Here is a 16,250-nt window from a genome sequence, read left to right as displayed (position 1 = left end):
GAGAATCCTTCGACCTACAGGGGTTGATAGGGGTCGTGGTTCTGGTGGTCGTCGGCACCGTCACCACCGTCGGGGTCACCGGGGGCGGGGGCGCTGACGGGCGGCTCGCGGGGCAGCTGGCGGGGTGGCGGGTGTTCGATGGCGGCGGCGTCGTCACGCACGACGTGTCGCTCAGGCACGTATCGCCCACTGGCTATGGATCATCAAGCCATGCTCGGGGTGGCGCAGTCCCCGTCGCTATCCAGCGGATACGTCAATTTTCACGACGAGCCGTGCAGAGAGTCCTCTTCCGCGAACACGCCGGCCTCCACCGCCTTGACCGCGAGCGCGGTCCGGGAGGTCACCTTCAACTTGCGCATCGCCGCCCGCAACTGCTGATCCACTGTGGCCGGTGACTTGGCCAGGATCCGGCTGATCTCCCGGTTGGTCTTGCCGGCGACAACCAGCTGGACCACGTCGAGCTCACGCGGCGAGAGCTGGTCGCCGTACCCTCGTCGGCCGCCGCGCCACAGTCGCGGGACCTCGGCCCCGTGTTCGCGCAGCCGCTGTGCGACCCGGTCCGCGTCACCACGGGCACCGAGCCTGAACAACTGCTCGTACTGTGCGGCAAGCAGCTCTCGGCCGTGGTCGATCCGGCCCAGCGCGATGAGCGCCTCGGCTTGCCGCTCCCGGGCCAGCATGGCGTCGTAGGGACGCGGCAACGCGCTCCAGGCGCGCGCCGCCCGATCGTAGGCCGCCGCCGCGCGGGCGTGGTCTCCGTTCGCGGCGAGCAGCAGGGCACGGCAGACCGCGAGCGCGGCACGGGATGCGGGCGCCGTACGGCCACGCAGCCCTCGGGCGAGCTGCTCGCCGAGGCGGGTCGCGCTCTTGACGTCACCCGCGGCGAGGTGGGCCTCGATCTGGGCGGGGACGAGGTCGGTCGCCCAGATCCAGATGCCCTTTCGCCGGATGGTGTCCATCGGCTCGTTCGTGATCTGCAGCGCCCGGCCGCTGTTTCCGTCCGCCAGCCACAGTCTGGCCAGCGCGGCGGCCGCCTCCATCGTGTCGTCGGCCGCGCCGAGACGGGTGGACTCCTCAAGGACCAGGCGGAACTGCTCCTCCGCTGCGCGCCGCCGTCCGGCCGCGGCCGCCAGCCGGGCCGCGAGCCGGATGCTGCCGAGGTAGTGCGCCGGCCGGTCCCGGTCGGCGTCGGCGAGTGCCGCGCTCTGCTCGGCGCGACCCTCCCACCGTCCGGTGAGCCACGCCAGGTTGGCCTGTTCGAGTCGCACGTTGTGGTGCAACCGGGACGCCTGCTCGGTCTCGGCAAGGTGCATGGCCACGGCGAGGTGTCGGTCCGCGTCGGCGTACCGGCCCCAGATCACCGCGCCGGTGCCGACGTTCGCGTGGATGCGGGCCACGTCGAGGCGCTCCGCCGAGGTCGCGCCGTCGATGGGCAGGCCGGCGACGACGTCCCAGGCCTCCTCTTCGCCGAGCATGAGCAACGCGGCGGCCCGGTTACCGGCGAGGTTCAGCCGCTCCGCCGGAGAGTCGAACGCGGTGGTGAGCTCAGCGGCCCGATCCAGCCAACGCCGATGGGTCGACGCCGGCCACGGTCCCGCGTACGCCCAGCCGAGGTAGGTCATCGCCCGAGCCGCCTCGACCGGGTCATGGTCGAGGTTCGCCACCGCCTGCTCGAGCTCGCCGAGCGCGGCCTGCGCCTGCCCCGCGGTGATCAGGAGCCGACCGAGGGGGTTGCGGATCTCGGCCTGCTGCCGGGCGGAGAGACCGGGGGTGTCGAGCACCGAGCGCAGCGTACGGATCACCCGGTGGTGGACCTGATCGACCCGTTCTCGACGGCCCAGTGCGGCCACTCCGGCGATGCGCGCTATCCGGGCCCGATCCGCCGGCGGCAGCACCGCCCGCGACATCAGGTCGACGAGCGTGTCGACCGCCCTGGTGTGGTCACCCGACGCCATCGCCAGCTCGGCACCCTGCTCGGCGTACCGCGCCCAGGACCGCGTCTCGCCCGCCTCACGGAAGTGCTGGGCAAGGCGTGCGACGGGCGGCGGGTGGATGTCCTCCAGGGCCCGGCCGGCCAGCAGGTGGAACTGTCTGCGTTCGGTCAACGGGATCGCCTCGTAGACGGCGGTGGCGGCCAGCACGTGCCGGAATCGCCACCGACCGCGGTCGTCCGCGTCCAGGACGCCGGCGTCCGCCGCTTCCGAGATGCCGCCGCGACACTCGGCGGGTGACAGACCCGCGGTCACCGCGATGGTGGCCACCGACGACCGCTCAGCCAACGTGGCGGCGGCCCGCAACACCTGCTGTGCCGGCGGGGACAGTCGGCCCACCCGCTCCCGGGTGGAGTCGCGCACGGTTGGCGGCACCCGCAGCTCGCGCAGCTTCAGCCGGACCCACTGCCCGTCGCGGAAGACGAGGTCGGCGCGGTCGCACATGAGGCGAACCGACTCCTCAAGCACCAGCGGAACGCCGCCGGTCCGCTCGTGCATGAACGTCGCGAACTCCTGCGATATCTGGTTGCCGGCCAACATCGACGACATCAACGCCGCCGTGTCGTCGGGTCGCATCGGCGCCAGGGCGATCCGCAGCTGGGTCACGCCGGCCGGCAACCGGGACGTCAACCGCAGCAACAGCGACCCGTCGTCCACCTCCTCGGGCCGATAGGAGACCACCAGGCTCGGCCCGTCGGTGTGCTGCCGGGAGGAGACGAACAGCAGGAACTCCAACGTCATCTCGTCGGCCCAGTGGGCGTCCTCGAGCACGAGGACGTCGACCCGAAGCGCCCGCAGCAGCTCGTCAAGGGCCCGGAACAGGCGGTGCCGCGCCGCCTTGGCGTCGTCCAGGGCCTGGAGCGCGGGCGGCAGGTCCGCGGACCATTCGGGGAACAGGGGCCGTAACGCGCCAGCGAGGGCGGTGAGCGGCAGTCGCGACACCGGGCTGTCGATCCCACGGAACGCGTCGACGATCGGCCCCAGGGTCAGCGACTCGCGCAGCGGTGGGCACACCGAGACCAGTGCGGTGCGCCGGTCCGGCGCCGCCAACCACTCCCGCAGCAGTCGGCTCTTGCCGATCCCCGCCTCGCCCTCCACGAGCACGATCGCCGGTGGCCGGGCCACCGCGCCCCGGAGCGCTGCCAGTTCCCGATCGCGTCCCACGAAACGCGGCGCAGAGACCGTCGGTGCGGTTCCGGCGTCCTCGGGCGAGGGGTCGAGCATGCGTGATGATCTCGCTTCTCGCTGCTCGGACGCAAGTACCGGCGGCGACCCGGGCTGCCGTCACCCGCAGCCGGAGTGCGCGTCGTCGGCGTGGCCGGCTCGTCGGTGGCGACGACGAGGCGAGCGATCGGCGCGGGCTGGACCCGCTCGGTCCCGACGGTCAGCGGCCGAGCCCGGCGCGGGACTGGGTCATCCCTCAGCAGTGGGTCGGCTGCGTACCACCAGCTCGTCGATCTCCAACCGGCCGACGCGTAGCTCCCGCACCACCGCGCGGCGAATCGCCAGCCGCCCGATGACCAGCGCCCCGACAGCCACGGCCCCGACGGCCAGGGCCCCCACGGCGAGGGCACCGACCGAGGCCGCGCCAGCGGCCCGCGCGCCGGTGGCCACCGCGCCGTCGGCGCGCGTACCTGTCAATCGCATCAGACGTACGTCTCGCTTCATCCCGCCATTGTCCGCGTAGCGGCCGGCGGTCGTGACCCGACCACTGATGTCGACAGCTGCCGGGCCCGTGGCGACCGGAGCAGCGGTCGACGGCTCAGTCGCTCTCGTCCACGAACTTGTAGTAGCTCATCCGGAACCGCTGGAGCAGGGCCCGCATGAAGTCCGGGCCGGACTGCGGCAGCACACGATCCGGGCCGGCCGGCACGCCGTTGTCGTAGAAGTCCCGCGCCAGCGCACCCCACTGCGGGTCGAGGATGTCGAGTGACACCGGCTGACCCGGTTGCCAGCGGAACTCGGCCACCCGCCGGTTGGTGTGCTGGGCGAAGGAATACAACGCCACCCGGGTCGGTGCCTGCTCGGTCATGCCTACCTCCCTGTAGTACAACGGTTTCTCTGGTCGTCGCTGGCGAGCGGAGCACCCGCCTCGCCTCGCCGGTGCTCATGCCGGTCGAGCGACGCGTCGTCAGCTGGCGTCGGGGCCGAGGGGCCGCATCAGCACCGGGTGCCCCCGCCCCGAGCTGACGAAGCCGAGCGTGCGGTAGAGCGCGAGGGCCGCCTGGTTGGTGTCACTCACCCGCAGGCGTACCTGATGAAAGCCCGCGGACCGGGCCCGCCGGAGCGCGCGGGTGATCATGGCGGTAGCGAGGCCGCGGCGTCGCCAGGGCACTCGGCTGCCCAGACAGTGCAGCACCGCTGTGGATTCCTCGTCGTCGTCGGCGAGCGCGAACAGGAAGCCGGCCACCGGGTTTTCCGCCTCGGCCACCTCCGCGAGCACCAGGCAGGACAGCTCGGGTAGGAACCGGGGGTGCCCGACGGCGTGCGACGGCCAGCTGCGCTGGTCCGGTTGGATGGCGGAAGGGCTGTCGGCGTACGCCTCGTTGTGGGCCAGCCGCGCCAGCTCCTGGTAACGCTCCTCGACGGGGCCCGACACCAGGCCGGGCGGCAGCACCTCGACGGGCGGCGGCTCCGACAGCGACAGGACCAACTCCCGCTCGTGCCGGACCAGTTCGAAGCCCTGCCGGATCAGCAGTTCGCGCCCGGTGTGATCGTCCTCGGCGCACCGGGTGCCGAGGACTGCTGCCTGCGCCGTTCCGTGGGTCTGCCGCACCTGCTCCGCCCGCGCGAGGAGCCAGCGCGACAACTCCGCCCGCACGTCGCTCCCGGCATCGGGTCGGACCACATGTGCCAGCCGGATCCGGAGCACGCCGTCGACCACCCCCATTTCCGCGACCTCACCGTAGGCGGCGACATCCCCGTCGTCGTCGCGGCCGACCCGGGTATTCGCCGTGAGGTCCGGCCCGAGGGCCGCCAGTCGTGTGGCCACGTCGTCGGCATGCTGCTCCAGGCCAACGGGTGCGACCGCCTCGACTCGCCGGAACAGGGCAGCCAGCGGCACCGCATCGGTTGGCGCTGCGGAATTCCAAAGCTCGATCATCATCGACGGTGATGGTAGGGGGTGGGCGCCGCGCGCGGGGACCTGTCGCCCGCGCGGAGGGCAGCCCTCCCGCCGGCCGCAGGCAGGTCACTGCGCGGTGTCGCCGCTGCGGAGCCGGTCCAACTCGGCGAGGTACATCGCCTGCATGAGGCCGAAGTGCCGGACCAGCAGCGTGACCTCCTCGGCGCGGTAGCCCCCGATGAGCCGCTCGGCCCGCTCGGCGAACCGCTCGTACGGTCGCCTCAGCTCGGCGATCCGCTCCGGTCGCAGGGTGACGATCACCCGCCGCCGGTCCGCCGGGTCGCGCGTGGCCGTCACGTAGCCCGCCTGCTGGAGCCGGCGGAGCATGCTGGTCACCGCCCCGGTGGTGAGGTTGGTCCGCTCGGCGACCTGCCCCGCGGTGGCGGATCCGACGTCCGTCAGGTAGTCCAGGCACTCCAGGTCGGTCACGGTGAGGCCGAGCCGCTCCGCGATGGCGTACCGGAACACCATGGACAGCCGCGACGTCTCCCGCCCGGCGCGCATGAGGTCGGCGAGCGCGGACGCGCGGGCAGAGTCGTGGGACACGACGGTAATCATGCCTCCGGTACGGTGACCCGGTGCAGCCGAGGTAACACGCGGGTCAGCACCCAGTGCGGTGCCGACGCGCCTCCGGTGAGGCGACGCATCAGCCCGGCGGCGGTGTCGACCGCGCGGAAGGCGTAGGGCACCATCTCGTTCTGGTAGCCGGCGATCGCCTCCTCCACCGGCGTGCCGTTGGCCCGGGCCTCGACCAACCGGTGGCCGAGCAGGGCGGCGTCGCGGAGCGCGGTGTTGCCGCCGTGCGCGCCGAACGGCGGCATGACGTGCACGGCGTCGCCTATCATCGTCGCCCGGGGCACCGTCCACCGGCGCGGGCGGCGGCCGGTGGCGAAGAGGTTGAGCACCGTGGCATCCAGCTCGGCAGTGCCGACCAGCCGCCGGATGACCGGGTGGAAATCCGCACTCATCCGGGAGGCCAGTCTCCACAGCGCCAAGAGGTCCCCGCGCACGCCGACGGGCACCTCCTCCTGCCGGAGCAAAAGACCCCACATGACGTAGTCGTAGCCGCTGGGCGCGTAGCTGCCCGGTGCCAGGCGCGCGAACGCCTCCGGCGGGCTCTCGCCGAACCGCATGGACGTGAAGAAGAAGGCGCGACCCGGCCGGTCGGCGATGGCCAGGACCCCGCTGGTGCGCAGCGCGTCCGGGATCATGCTCATGCCGTTGCGCCACAGCGGCGACCGGCCGTAGATGCCCGCCATCGAGGTGTTCGCCGGGTCCGCGTCCGGCATGAGCTGGGCGCGCAGCGCCGAGCCGACTCCGTCCGCGCCCACGACGACGGTTGCCGCGGCGGAGCCGCCGTCGGAGAACCGCAGCCGTAGTCCTGCCGGGCCGCCGCTGTCCACCGCCACCGCGTCCTTGCCGTAGTGGATGCGTCCGTCCAACCCGGACAACAGGATCGAGCGCAGGGTGAGCCGGTCGACCTGGCGGGTCGCGTGCGGCTCGTCCTTGAAGGTGATGGTGAACGCGTCGCGCAGTCGACTGTCGGTGAAGCGCAGGTGCCCGCCGGGCTCGTCGCCGGTGGTGAGCGCCAGGTTGTACAGCTGGCGGGGCAGGCTCTCCCGCAGCGCCGCCAAGCCGTACCGGTCGAGGATGATCCGGTAGCCCTGCCGTCGGACGAAGGGGCTCGGGTCCCGCTCGTAGACGTGCACGTCGATGCCGGCGCGGATCAGGTACTGGGCGAGGCAGAGCCCGGAGAGGCCGGCGCCGGCGATTGCCACCGAGAAGTCAGTCGATGTGCCCATGGGAATTATCTTAATGACTAAGATGAATTGGGCAAGACCACCAGCCGAGACGCTGGCGCGCTCCACGTGGCTCCGGGCCCGGAGCCGGTGGCTCCGGGCCCGGGTCAGCGTCCCGAGGCAGCGGGTGGGTACCTGTCGCCGATCAGGGGCTGGTGCAGGAGAGGCTGCCGGGGGCGGCGTTGCTGCTGCCGTTGACCAGGAAGCCGAAGGTGGTCGAGGCGTTCGCGCCGAGAGATCCGTTGTAGTCGGCGTTACGAACGCTCACCGTCCCGCTGGTGCCGGTGTTGATGCCGTTCCAGACGTTGGCGATGGTCTGCCCACTTGCCAACGTCATCCGTACCGTCCAGCCGCTGAGCGTGGCGGACCCGTTGTTGGCCACGGTGACCTCGCCCTGGAAGCCCCCGCCCCAGTAGTTCACCATGCGGTACGTCGCGCTACAGGCACCCGTCGGCGGCGGGGTCGTCGGCGGCGGAGTGGTCGGGGGAGGGGTGGTCGGCGGCGGAGTGGTCGGCGGCGGAGTGGTCGGCGGAGGCGTCGTCGGCGGCGGGGTCGTCGGCTGGGTGCCGGGCACCGTGGTGGAGGCGGCGTTGAGAGCGTTGAGGACTGCGGTGTACGCCGCCTTCGGGTTGCTGTTGCGGTCGAACAGCAGCGGACTCTCGTTGCCCCGCCAGGAGTCGCTGTCCCGGATCCCCCACGTGGTGATCCCGACGCAGCGGGGAACGTTCATGCAGGCCTGGGTCAGGCCCTGGTACTGGCTGGTCGAGGCGTTCGTGACGTCGGCCTCGGTCAACGCCACGTCAACCCCGAGCTCCGCGAAGCTCGACAGCGTCTGCTGGAAGTTGCCCGGCAGTGAACTGCCACCGGTGAAGTGGGTCTGGAGACCGACGCAGTCGATCGGGACGCCGCGGGCCTTGAAGTCCCGGATCATGTTGTAGACGCCCTGCGTCTTGCCGTAGGTCCAGTTCTCGATGTTGTAGTCGTTGTAGCACAGCTTCACGCTCGGGTCCGCCGCGCGTGCGGTCCGGAACGCCACCTCGATCCAGTCGTTCCCGGTGGACTGCAGGTTCGATGAGCGTCGGCTGCCGTTCTCGGCGAAGGCCTCGTTCACCACGTCCCAGTAGGCGAACTTGCCCTTGTAGTGCGCCATGACGCCGTTGATGTGGCTGATCATCGCGGTCCGCAGGGCGCTGCCGCCGAGGCTCCCCCAGAATCTCGGCTGCTGGGCGTGCCAGGCCAGGGTGTGGCCCCGGAACCGCATGCCGTGCTGGGTGGCCCAGTTGTAGATCGCGTCGCCGTTACGGAAGTCGAACTGACCGGGGTTGGGTTCGGTCGCGTCGGGCTTCATCTCGTTGACGGCGGTCATCATGTCGAACTCGCGGTCGGCGATGGCCAGGAAGCCCGAGTCGTTGAGACGGTCCGCCCCCATGGCAGCACCGAAGTACCGGCCACTGCGCTCAGCGGCGGCCTGGAGCGTGGTGCCGGGCGGGCCACTGAGATCGGCTCGGGCGAAGGGTGCCATGGCCATCGAGGCCACGACGACCGCCAGGGCGCAGGCCCCGCCCAGCAGGAGCCGGGTGGCACCCCTGGTGCGGTGTTTCGGTCGAGCGGGTACGTCGTTCATCTGCGTTTCTCCTCGGTGTGACCACCGGCCGCTGCCCGGATCGCCCGGTGGATGAAATGCACAGGCGTCGTACGCCCGTGCGGAGTGACCCTGCCCTGCCGCGATGCTATATCGAATCAATTCGATTTGCGTGTCCAGTCGCCGATCGTGTCGACGCGTCGGCCGTCGATCGTGATGTCGACGCGATCGCCGCAGGGTGGCGATGCGGGGTCTCAGCGAATTCCGAGAGCCGACTCCAGGGCGGTGGCCTGCACGATCGGCGCGACCCGGTGGACGACGACGTCGTAGGCGCCCAGCGACGTCGGCGGGGAGTCCAGGCCGAATCCATTGACGTTCTCCGTCGACCCGGTCGACCGAACAGCCACTGAGGCCAGCAGAGTGCAAGCACAAACATCAGACGTGTCGACTGCGGTCCGGGCCATGGGCCGCAGGGTCCCGGGCCGGGAGTCCCGGGCTCGGGAGTCCATCGGCCGTGCCGGCTTCGGTCACCGCGGACCTACGTTCGAAAGGACGGAACGGCGGAGGGCGGAAGCATGATCGGGACCTTGGTTGAGAACGGTCTCAAGGCGTTGGCCAGCTACGACTCCTACGGCCAGGAACAGATCGACGAGATCGTGAAGAAGGCGTCGGTGGCCGCGCTCAGCCGGCACGCCGAACTCGCCATGCTGGCGGTCGAGGAGACCGGCCGCGGCGTGTTCGAGGACAAGGCGGTGAAGAACATCTTCGCCTGCGAGCACGTCACCAACCACATGGCCGACATCCGTACGGTCGGGGTGATCGCCCAGGACGACATCACCGGGATCACCCAGATCGCCGAGCCGGTCGGGGTGGTGGCCGCGGTGACGCCGGTGACCAACCCGACCTCGACCACCATCTTCAAGGCGCTGCTGGCCCTCAAGACCCGCAACCCGGTGATCTTCGCCTTCCACCCGTCGGCGCAACGCTGCAGCGCGGAAGCGGCCCGGACGGTCCGCGACGCCGCCGTCGCCGCCGGCGCCCCGGAACACTGCGTCCAGTGGATCGAGGAACCGTCGGTGGCCGCGACGAACGAACTGATGCAGCATCCCGGTGTCTCGGTGGTCCTGGCGACCGGCGGCAACGCGATGGTCCGCGCCGCCTACTCCACCGGCAAACCCGCGCTCGGCGTCGGCGCCGGCAACGTCCCCGCCTACCTCGAGGCTTCGGCCGACGTGGCCCGCGCGGTCAACGACGTGGTGCTGTCCAAGTCGTTCGACAACGGCATGATCTGCGCCTCCGAGCAGGCAGTCATCATCGACGACGCGATCCGGCCGGCCGCTGTCGCCGAGTTCCGGCGACTGCACGCCCACGTCGCGACGCCGGAGGAGAAGGCGCTGCTGGAGAAACTGCTCTTCGGCTCCGGGAAGCTCAACCCCGACGTGGTCGGGCAGCCGGCGACCTGGATCGCCGAACACGCCGGTTTTCCGGTAGCCCCGGACACGTCGATCATCCTGGCCCCGGTGGACCGGGTCGGCCCGGCCGAACCGCTGACCGGGGAGAAGCTCTGCCCGGTGCTCGCCCTGCTGCCCGCCACCGGTCCCGACCAGGCGTTCGGGTACGCCGAGCAGATGGTCGAGTTCGACGGTCTGGGCCACAGCGCCGTCATCCACACGCGGGACGCCGGTCTGGCCGAGGCGTACGGCCGCCGCGTCAAGGCCGTCCGGATCATCTGGAACGCACCGGCCTCGCAGGGCGGCATCGGCGACATGTACAACGCCTTCCTGCCGTCGCTGACGCTGGGCTGTGGCAGCTATGGCCACAACTCGGTGTCGCACAACGTGACCGCGGTCGACCTCATCAACATCAAGCGGGTCGCCCGGCGGACGAACAATCTGCAGTGGTTCAAGGTTCCCCCGAAGATCTACTTCGAGCCGAACGCGATCCGCTACCTCGCCGACATGCCCGACGTGCACCGGGTCACGGTGGTCACCGACCACACCATGACCAAGCTGGGGTACGTGGACCGTGTGCTGTCCGTGCTGCACCGCCGGCGTGAGCAGGTGGCTCTGCAGATCATCGACGACGTCGAACCGGAGCCCAGCGTACGCACCGTCGACCGGGGCGCCGAGGTCATGCGTTCGTTCCGCCCGGACACCATCATCGCGCTCGGCGGAGGTTCGGCGATGGACGCCGCCAAGGTCATGTGGCTGCGCTACGAGCACCCGGAGGTGGTCTTCGCCGATCTGCGGGAGAAGTTCTTCGACATCCGCAAACGCGCCTTCAAGTTCCCCACCCTCGGTGCCCTGGCCCAACTCGTGTGCATCCCGACCACCTCCGGCACCGGGGCCGAGGTCACCCCGTTCGCCGTCATCACCGATACCGCGTCCGGAAAGAAGTACCCGCTCGCCGACTACGCCCTCACGCCGAGCGTGGCGATCGTCGACCCGGTCCTGGCCGCCGACCTGCCGGCGGTGGTCACGGCGGACAGCGGCTTCGACGCGCTCACCCACGCGATCGAGTCGTACGTGTCCGTCTACGCCAGCGACTTCACCGACGGTCTGGCCCTGCACGCCATCCGGCTCATCTTCGGCAACCTCGCGCGGGCCGTACATCAGGGTGCCGCGGACCCGGTGGCCCGCGAGAAGATGCACAACGCCGGGACGATCGCCGGCATGGCGTTCGGCAGCGCCTTCCTCGGCATCGTGCACGCCATGTCGCACACCCTGGGGGCGACCTTCCACGTCGCACACGGGCGCACCAACGCGATCCTGCTCCCGCACGTGATCCGCTACAACGGCACCGTGCCGAGCAAGCTCACCGGCTGGCCGAAGTACGAGGCCTACCGGGCGCCGCAACGCTTCGCCGACATCGCCCGCACCCTCGGGCTGCCCGCGGCGACCGACGCCGAAGCGGTCGAAGCTCTGGCGACGGCGATCGAGCGCCTGCGCGACGAGGTCGGCATCGAACCGTCGTTCGCGGCCATCGGCGTGGACGAGCGGGCCTTCCTCGCGGCGCTGCCGCAACAGGCACTGAACGCCTACGAGGACCAGTGCGCGCCGGCCAATCCCCGGATGCCGATGCTCGACGACATGCAGCAACTGATGCGCGCCGCGTACTTCGGACCGGCGACCGCCGGCTGACCCGGCCGGGAGGGCCACTTCGCTCAGGAAGGAGAAGGCCATGAAGGGAACAGTGCTCCAACGGTCGCTCACGTGGGGAGCCACCGCAGCCGAGGTGCGGGCCACGCTGCCCGGCGACGAGTTCCTCCCCGAGCCGGACATCGTCTCCACCCGGGCAGTCACCATCGACGCGCCACCCGAGGCGGTCTGGCCCTGGCTCGTGCAGATGGGCAGCGGTCGCGGTGGCGCCTACACCTACGACTGGATCGAGAACCTGTTCGGGCTCGACATGCACAGCGCCGACGAGATTCTCCCGCAGTTCCAGCACCTCGCCGGCGGCGACGAACTACCGCTCGGCAGGAACGGGCCGGCCATGCGGGTCGAGGTCCTCGACCCGGAGCGGACGCTGGTGTTCCGGTCCGTCGACGGCACCTGGGTGTGGGGCTTCCACCTGCGGCGGGACGGGGCGGGCACCCGGCTGATCAGCCGTAACCGGATCGCCCTGGCGCTCCGCGCGGGGCCAGGTCGGACCGCGTACCGCCTGGTGATGGAACCGGGCAGTCTGATCATGGAGCGTCGGATGCTGTTGGGTGTCAAGCAGCGCGCGGAAGGCGCGTCATGAACGTGCTCGCCCGGTGCGTGGCAGCGGCAACGCTCGCGCCTTCGCTGCACAACAGCCAGCCCTGGCGCTTCCGGGTCACCGGCCGGGACGTGCGGGTGTACGCGGACCGCAGCCGCCAACTCGACGCACTGGACGCGTCCGGGCGCGAACTCCTGATCAGTGTCGGTGCGGCCCTGTTCACCCTGCGGCTGGCTCTGCGGGCGCAGGGATGGCGGACGACGTACGTCGTCTTCCCGGAACCGGACTCGCCCGACCTGGTGGCCCGGGTGCTGCTCGACCGTGAGGAACCGCCGCCGGAAACCGTGACGACGCTGGCCGAAGCGATCGCACGGCGGCACACCAACCGCTGGCCGTTCGCGGACTCGGTGGTGTCCGCCGACGCGATCGAGGAGCTGAGACTGGCCGCCGCGGACCAGGGCGCGGCACTCACGATCGCCGGCCCGGTCACCCGCGGCGCAATCCTCGGGCTCGGGCAACAGGCCGAGCGCCAGCAGCGCGAGAGGGGCCGCTACCGGGCCGAGCTGAGCCGTTGGACGAGGCCCACGCCGGGCCGCCACGATGGCGTCCCACCGGCCGCCATCGGGCCGTGGGACGCCCTCGAACGGATGCCGATCCGGGACTTCGGCCTCGTCCACCCGCAACCCTGGCGGACGAATGAGCTCTTCGAGGCGCACCCGACAATCGCCGTGCTCGCGACGCTCGGTGACGACCCGGATGACTGGGTCCGCGCTGGCCAGGCGTTGCAGCACGTCCTGCTGGTGGCCACCCGGCTGCGGTTGGCCACCACACCCATCAGCCAACCGGTCGAGGTTCCGGCAATCCGCGAACTGCTCACCGACACCGCCGCCGGCCGTTGGGCACAGATGATCATCCGGATCGGATACGGACCGCAGGCCGCTGTCACACCACGCCGCCCACTGTCCGAGGTCCTGAAGGAGGGCCAGCAATGATCAACCCACGATCCTGGCGGACCCGGATGTACCGGGACGGTCGGCCCGGCCGCCTGGCCCGGGTGCTCAACCGGATCGCCGCGGCCCTGCACAGCAGCGGATTCCTGGCCCCGTCGGCCTGGGTGACTCTGGAGGTGGTGGGCCGCAGGAGCGGACGGACGGTGGCCCTCCCGTTGGTGCTGGCCACTCATGACGGGCGGCGCTACCTGGTCTCGATGCTCGGACGCCGAGCCAACTGGGTGGCCAATGTCCGGGCCGCCGACGGTGCGGCCACCCTGCGGCACGGCCGGCGGGAGGCGGTCCGGCTGGTCGAGGTCGACGTGGCGGAACGTGCGCCCATCCTGCGCGGATATCTCGCCAAGGCACCGGGTGCCCGGGCGCACTTCCCGATCGATCGGCATTCCTCACTCGATCAGTTCGCGGCGATAGCGCCGCAGTACCCGGTATTCCTGATCACACCGGCAGCGCCCTGAGGTCCCGGCTCCGCGGGTCGAAGGTCCTCCGGCTTGCGGCTTGCGGCCCCGGGTGGCCGACCTCGGCTGCACCTAACGTGGGTCCTGACAACGACGAGATCTGTGAAAGGACAATCGTGACCGCGGTCGTATCCGAACTCCGTACGCTCGCCGAGCTCGACGACACCGAACTCGCTCGTCTGGACGCGTGGTGGCGGGCGAACAACTACCTGACCATCGGACAGATCTATCTGCAGGGCAACCCGCTGCTGCGCGAACCCCTGTCGGCTGAGCACATCAAGCCGCGCCTGCTCGGTCACTGGGGCACCAGCCCGGGCCTGTCGCTGATCTACGCGCACGTCTCCCGGTTGATCCGGCACACCGGTCAGCAGGCGATCTACCTGGCCGGTCCGGGTCACGGCGGTCCGGCGCTGGTGGCCGCCGGCTACCTGGAAGGCACCTACAGCGAGGTCTACCCGGACGTCAGCCAGGACGAGGCCGGGATGCTACGGCTGTTCCGGCAGTTCTCCAGCCCGGGCGGTATCCCGTCGCACGTGTCGGTGACCACCCCCGGCTCCATCCACGAGGGCGGCGAGCTGGGCTACGTCCTGGTCCACGCGTTCGGCGCGGTCATGGACAACCCGGACCTTCTGGCCATCGCGGTCGTCGGCGACGGTGAGGCCGAGACCGGGCCCCTCGAGGGCTCCTGGAAGGGCGTGTCCTTCCTCAACCCCGAACGCGACGGCGCGGTCCTGCCGATCCTGCACCTCAACGACGCGAAGATCTCCGGTCCCACCGTGCTGGGGCGCAAGGACCCCGAGGAGGTACGCGCCCTGCTGCGCGGCCACGGTTACGACGTCATCGAGGTCGAGGGCTCCGACCTGCCCGGCATGCACCACCGCTTCGCCGCCGCCCTCGCCACCGCCTGGACGAGGATCCGCGACATCCAGACCGCCGCCCGTGAAGGCTCCTGGGACGGCGCCCGCCCGACCTGGCCGCTGATCGTCCTGCGCTCGCCGAAGGGCTGGACCGGGCCGGACTCCGTCGACGGGATCACCGTCACCGGCACGTGGCGGTCCCACCAGGTGCCGCTGTCCGGCGTCAAGGACAACCCGGAACATCTCGCGCTGCTCGAGCGCTGGCTCAAGTCGTACCGTCCGGAAGAGCTGTTCGATTCCGCCGGCGCGCCCGTGGCGGCCGTGCGGGACCAGGCTCCTGACGGCGACCTGCGGATGAGTGCCAGCCCGCACGCCAACGGCGGGGTGCTGACCCGGGATCTGGACCTGCCGGACTTCCGGGCCTACGCGATCGACGTGCCCCGGCCCGCGCAGCAGCGGGCCGAGTCGACGCGCAAGCTGGGCGAGATGATGCGCGACATCTACACCCGCAACGCCGACCGGTTCCGGTTGTTCTGCCCGGACGAGACCAACAGCAACCGGCTCGGCGGCGTCTTCGAGGTCTCCGACCGCGCCTTCATGGAGCGGGTGACGCCGGACGACGTCGCGATCAGCCGCGACGGCCGGGTCATGGAGGTGCTCAGCGAGCACAACTGCCACGGTTGGCTGGAGGGTTACAACCTGACCGGCCGGCACGGCATGTTCGCCACCTACGAGGCGTTCGCCATGGTCAGCGCCTCGCAGACAGTGCAGCACGGCAAGTGGTTGCAGGAGGCCAAGAACCTGCCGTGGCGCGAGAAGGTGCCCAGCCTCAACGTGCTGCTCACCTCGACGGCGTGGCGCAACGACCACAACGGCTTCTCCCACCAGGGGCCGGGCCTGATCCAGGTGGTGCTCACCCAGCGCGGCGACGTCGCCCGGGTCTACCTGCCGCCGGACGCCAACACCCTGCTGTCCGTGGCCGACCACTGCTTCCGGTCGCGGTCGTACATCAACCTGATCGTGATCGACAAGCAGCCGCAGCTGCAGTACCTCTCCATGGACGAGGCGATCGAGCACTGCGCCCGCGGCGCGGGCGTCTGGGACTGGGCCGGCACCGACGACGGCACCAGCGACCCCGACATCGTCCTCGCCTGCGCCGGCGACGTGGTCACCATGGAGACGGTCGCGGCGGCGCAGATCCTGCGCGACCGGCTGCCCGGCCTCAAGGTCCGCGTGGTCAACGTGGTCGACCTGATGGCCCTGGTTCGGCCCAAGGACCACCCGCACGGCATGAGCGAGACCCTGTTCACCGAGCTGTTCACCGACGACGTCGACGTGGTGTTCTCCTTCCACGGCTACCCCGGCGCGATCCACCAGCTCGTCCACGGCCGCCCGGACGCCGACCGGTTCCGCGTCCGCGGCTTCATCGAGCAGGGCACGACCACCACCCCGTTCGACATGACAGTGCGCAACAAGGCATCGCGGTACCACCTCGTGATGGACGCCATCAACAACGCCAAGCGCCTCCCGCGCGGCGCCGCGGACCTCAAGGCGTGGTGCCAGAGCCAGCTCGACCGCCACGAGACGTACGTGGTGGAACACCTGGAGGACATGCCCGAGGTCCGCGACTGGGCCCTCGGCGACTGGGCCGCCCGCGGCTGAGATCGACGGCCCTGATGGGCACACCCGCACCTGGAGGTCCCGGACGGTCCCGACCCGTCCGGGACCTCCGG

At 70.8% G+C, this 16,250-nt stretch carries 14 protein-coding genes; 5 read left to right on the top strand and 9 right to left on the bottom strand.

Annotated features, from left to right (window positions below):
• Nucleotides 1-14: 14 nt before the first annotated feature.
• The 9 genes from AB0B86_RS10240 to AB0B86_RS10200 form a co-directional block, all read right to left on the bottom strand.
• On the bottom strand, nt 15-161 hold the full coding sequence (locus tag AB0B86_RS10240) for a hypothetical protein (RefSeq protein ID WP_357417339.1): 147 nt from the start codon (nt 159-161) through the stop codon (nt 15-17).
• 99 nt (nt 162-260) lie between these two features.
• Nucleotides 261-3,215: an AAA family ATPase gene (locus tag AB0B86_RS10235; protein WP_357417336.1), complete on the bottom strand. Its 2,955-nt coding sequence runs from the start codon at nt 3,213-3,215 to the stop codon at nt 261-263.
• 189 nt (nt 3,216-3,404) lie between these two features.
• Nucleotides 3,405-3,659, bottom strand: coding sequence for a hypothetical protein (locus AB0B86_RS10230; protein ID WP_357402240.1), 255 nt, complete (start codon nt 3,657-3,659; stop codon nt 3,405-3,407).
• A 94-nt stretch (nt 3,660-3,753) separates the two neighbouring features.
• The gene (locus tag AB0B86_RS10225; protein WP_357402242.1) at nt 3,754-4,023 is read right to left on the bottom strand and encodes a hypothetical protein; all 270 of its coding nucleotides are present in this window, start codon (nt 4,021-4,023) and stop codon (nt 3,754-3,756) included.
• A 99-nt stretch (nt 4,024-4,122) separates the two neighbouring features.
• Nucleotides 4,123-5,097 (bottom strand): GNAT family N-acetyltransferase, encoded by a 975-nt coding sequence (locus tag AB0B86_RS10220; RefSeq protein WP_357402244.1) that lies wholly within the window; start codon nt 5,095-5,097, stop codon nt 4,123-4,125.
• A gap of 84 nt (nt 5,098-5,181) precedes the next feature.
• The gene (locus AB0B86_RS10215) at nt 5,182-5,661 is read right to left on the bottom strand and encodes a MarR family transcriptional regulator (RefSeq protein WP_357402246.1); all 480 of its coding nucleotides are present in this window, start codon (nt 5,659-5,661) and stop codon (nt 5,182-5,184) included.
• An 8-nt stretch (nt 5,662-5,669) separates the two neighbouring features.
• A complete protein-coding gene (locus tag AB0B86_RS10210) occupies nt 5,670-6,917 on the bottom strand; it encodes an NAD(P)/FAD-dependent oxidoreductase (RefSeq protein ID WP_357402248.1) in 1,248 nt (415 codons plus the stop codon).
• Nucleotides 6,918-7,059: 142 nt separating this feature from the next.
• Nucleotides 7,060-8,538, bottom strand: a complete 1,479-nt coding sequence (locus AB0B86_RS10205) for an endo-1,4-beta-xylanase (protein ID WP_357417333.1) — start codon at nt 8,536-8,538, stop codon at nt 7,060-7,062.
• Between the two features lie 212 nt (nt 8,539-8,750).
• A complete protein-coding gene (locus AB0B86_RS10200; RefSeq protein WP_357417331.1) occupies nt 8,751-8,903 on the bottom strand; it encodes a hypothetical protein in 153 nt (50 codons plus the stop codon).
• Nucleotides 8,904-9,071: 168 nt separating this feature from the next.
• Between AB0B86_RS10200 and adhE the strand changes: the two genes are divergently transcribed.
• The 5 genes from adhE to AB0B86_RS10175 all read left to right on the top strand — a co-directional run bounded on the left by adhE (nt 9,072) and on the right by AB0B86_RS10175 (nt 16,179).
• Entirely contained in the window at nt 9,072-11,636 is a 2,565-nt protein-coding gene (gene adhE / locus AB0B86_RS10195; RefSeq protein WP_357402254.1) for a bifunctional acetaldehyde-CoA/alcohol dehydrogenase, read from the top strand.
• Between the two features lie 40 nt (nt 11,637-11,676).
• A complete protein-coding gene (locus AB0B86_RS10190; protein WP_357417329.1) occupies nt 11,677-12,237 on the top strand; it encodes an SRPBCC family protein in 561 nt (186 codons plus the stop codon).
• A complete protein-coding gene (locus AB0B86_RS10185; RefSeq protein ID WP_357402258.1) occupies nt 12,234-13,187 on the top strand; it encodes a nitroreductase family protein in 954 nt (317 codons plus the stop codon). Before AB0B86_RS10190 ends, AB0B86_RS10185 begins: the two co-directional genes overlap by 4 nt.
• Complete coding sequence (locus AB0B86_RS10180; protein ID WP_357402260.1) at nt 13,184-13,660, top strand: nitroreductase/quinone reductase family protein; 477 nt, start codon at nt 13,184-13,186, stop codon at nt 13,658-13,660. The genes AB0B86_RS10185 and AB0B86_RS10180 overlap by 4 nt, the downstream gene beginning before the upstream one ends.
• Before the next feature lie 116 nt (nt 13,661-13,776).
• Nucleotides 13,777-16,179 carry a phosphoketolase family protein gene (locus AB0B86_RS10175; RefSeq protein ID WP_357402262.1) on the top strand — a complete coding sequence of 801 codons (2,403 nt, stop codon included), beginning with the start codon at nt 13,777-13,779 and terminating at the stop codon, nt 16,177-16,179.
• The last annotated feature ends 71 nt before the right edge of the window (nt 16,180-16,250 follow it).

Origin of the sequence: Micromonospora sp. NPDC049047 (assembly GCF_040649135.1) — a bacterium.
Lineage (GTDB): Bacteria > Actinomycetota > Actinomycetes > Mycobacteriales > Micromonosporaceae > Micromonospora.
Note: the sequence above shows the minus strand (reverse complement) of the source record. Positions and strands in the feature narration are given on the sequence as shown.

Bases quoted from the DNA above. Each gene is read 5' to 3' on its own strand.
- AB0B86_RS10235 (WP_357417336.1), bottom strand. From the start codon at position 3,215: ATGCTCGACCCCTCGCCCGAGGACGCCGGAACCGCACCGACGGTCTCT.
- AB0B86_RS10230 (WP_357402240.1), bottom strand. From the start codon at position 3,659: ATGAAGCGAGACGTACGTCTGATGCGATTGACAGGTACGCGCGCCGAC.
- AB0B86_RS10225 (WP_357402242.1), bottom strand. From the start codon at position 4,023: ATGACCGAGCAGGCACCGACCCGGGTGGCGTTGTATTCCTTCGCCCAG.
- AB0B86_RS10220 (WP_357402244.1), bottom strand. From the start codon at position 5,097: ATGATGATCGAGCTTTGGAATTCCGCAGCGCCAACCGATGCGGTGCCG.
- AB0B86_RS10210 (WP_357402248.1), bottom strand. From the start codon at position 6,917: ATGGGCACATCGACTGACTTCTCGGTGGCAATCGCCGGCGCCGGCCTC.
- AB0B86_RS10205 (WP_357417333.1), bottom strand. From the start codon at position 8,538: ATGAACGACGTACCCGCTCGACCGAAACACCGCACCAGGGGTGCCACC.
- adhE (WP_357402254.1), top strand. From the start codon at position 9,072: ATGATCGGGACCTTGGTTGAGAACGGTCTCAAGGCGTTGGCCAGCTAC.
- AB0B86_RS10190 (WP_357417329.1), top strand. From the start codon at position 11,677: ATGAAGGGAACAGTGCTCCAACGGTCGCTCACGTGGGGAGCCACCGCA.
- AB0B86_RS10185 (WP_357402258.1), top strand. From the start codon at position 12,234: ATGAACGTGCTCGCCCGGTGCGTGGCAGCGGCAACGCTCGCGCCTTCG.
- AB0B86_RS10180 (WP_357402260.1), top strand. From the start codon at position 13,184: ATGATCAACCCACGATCCTGGCGGACCCGGATGTACCGGGACGGTCGG.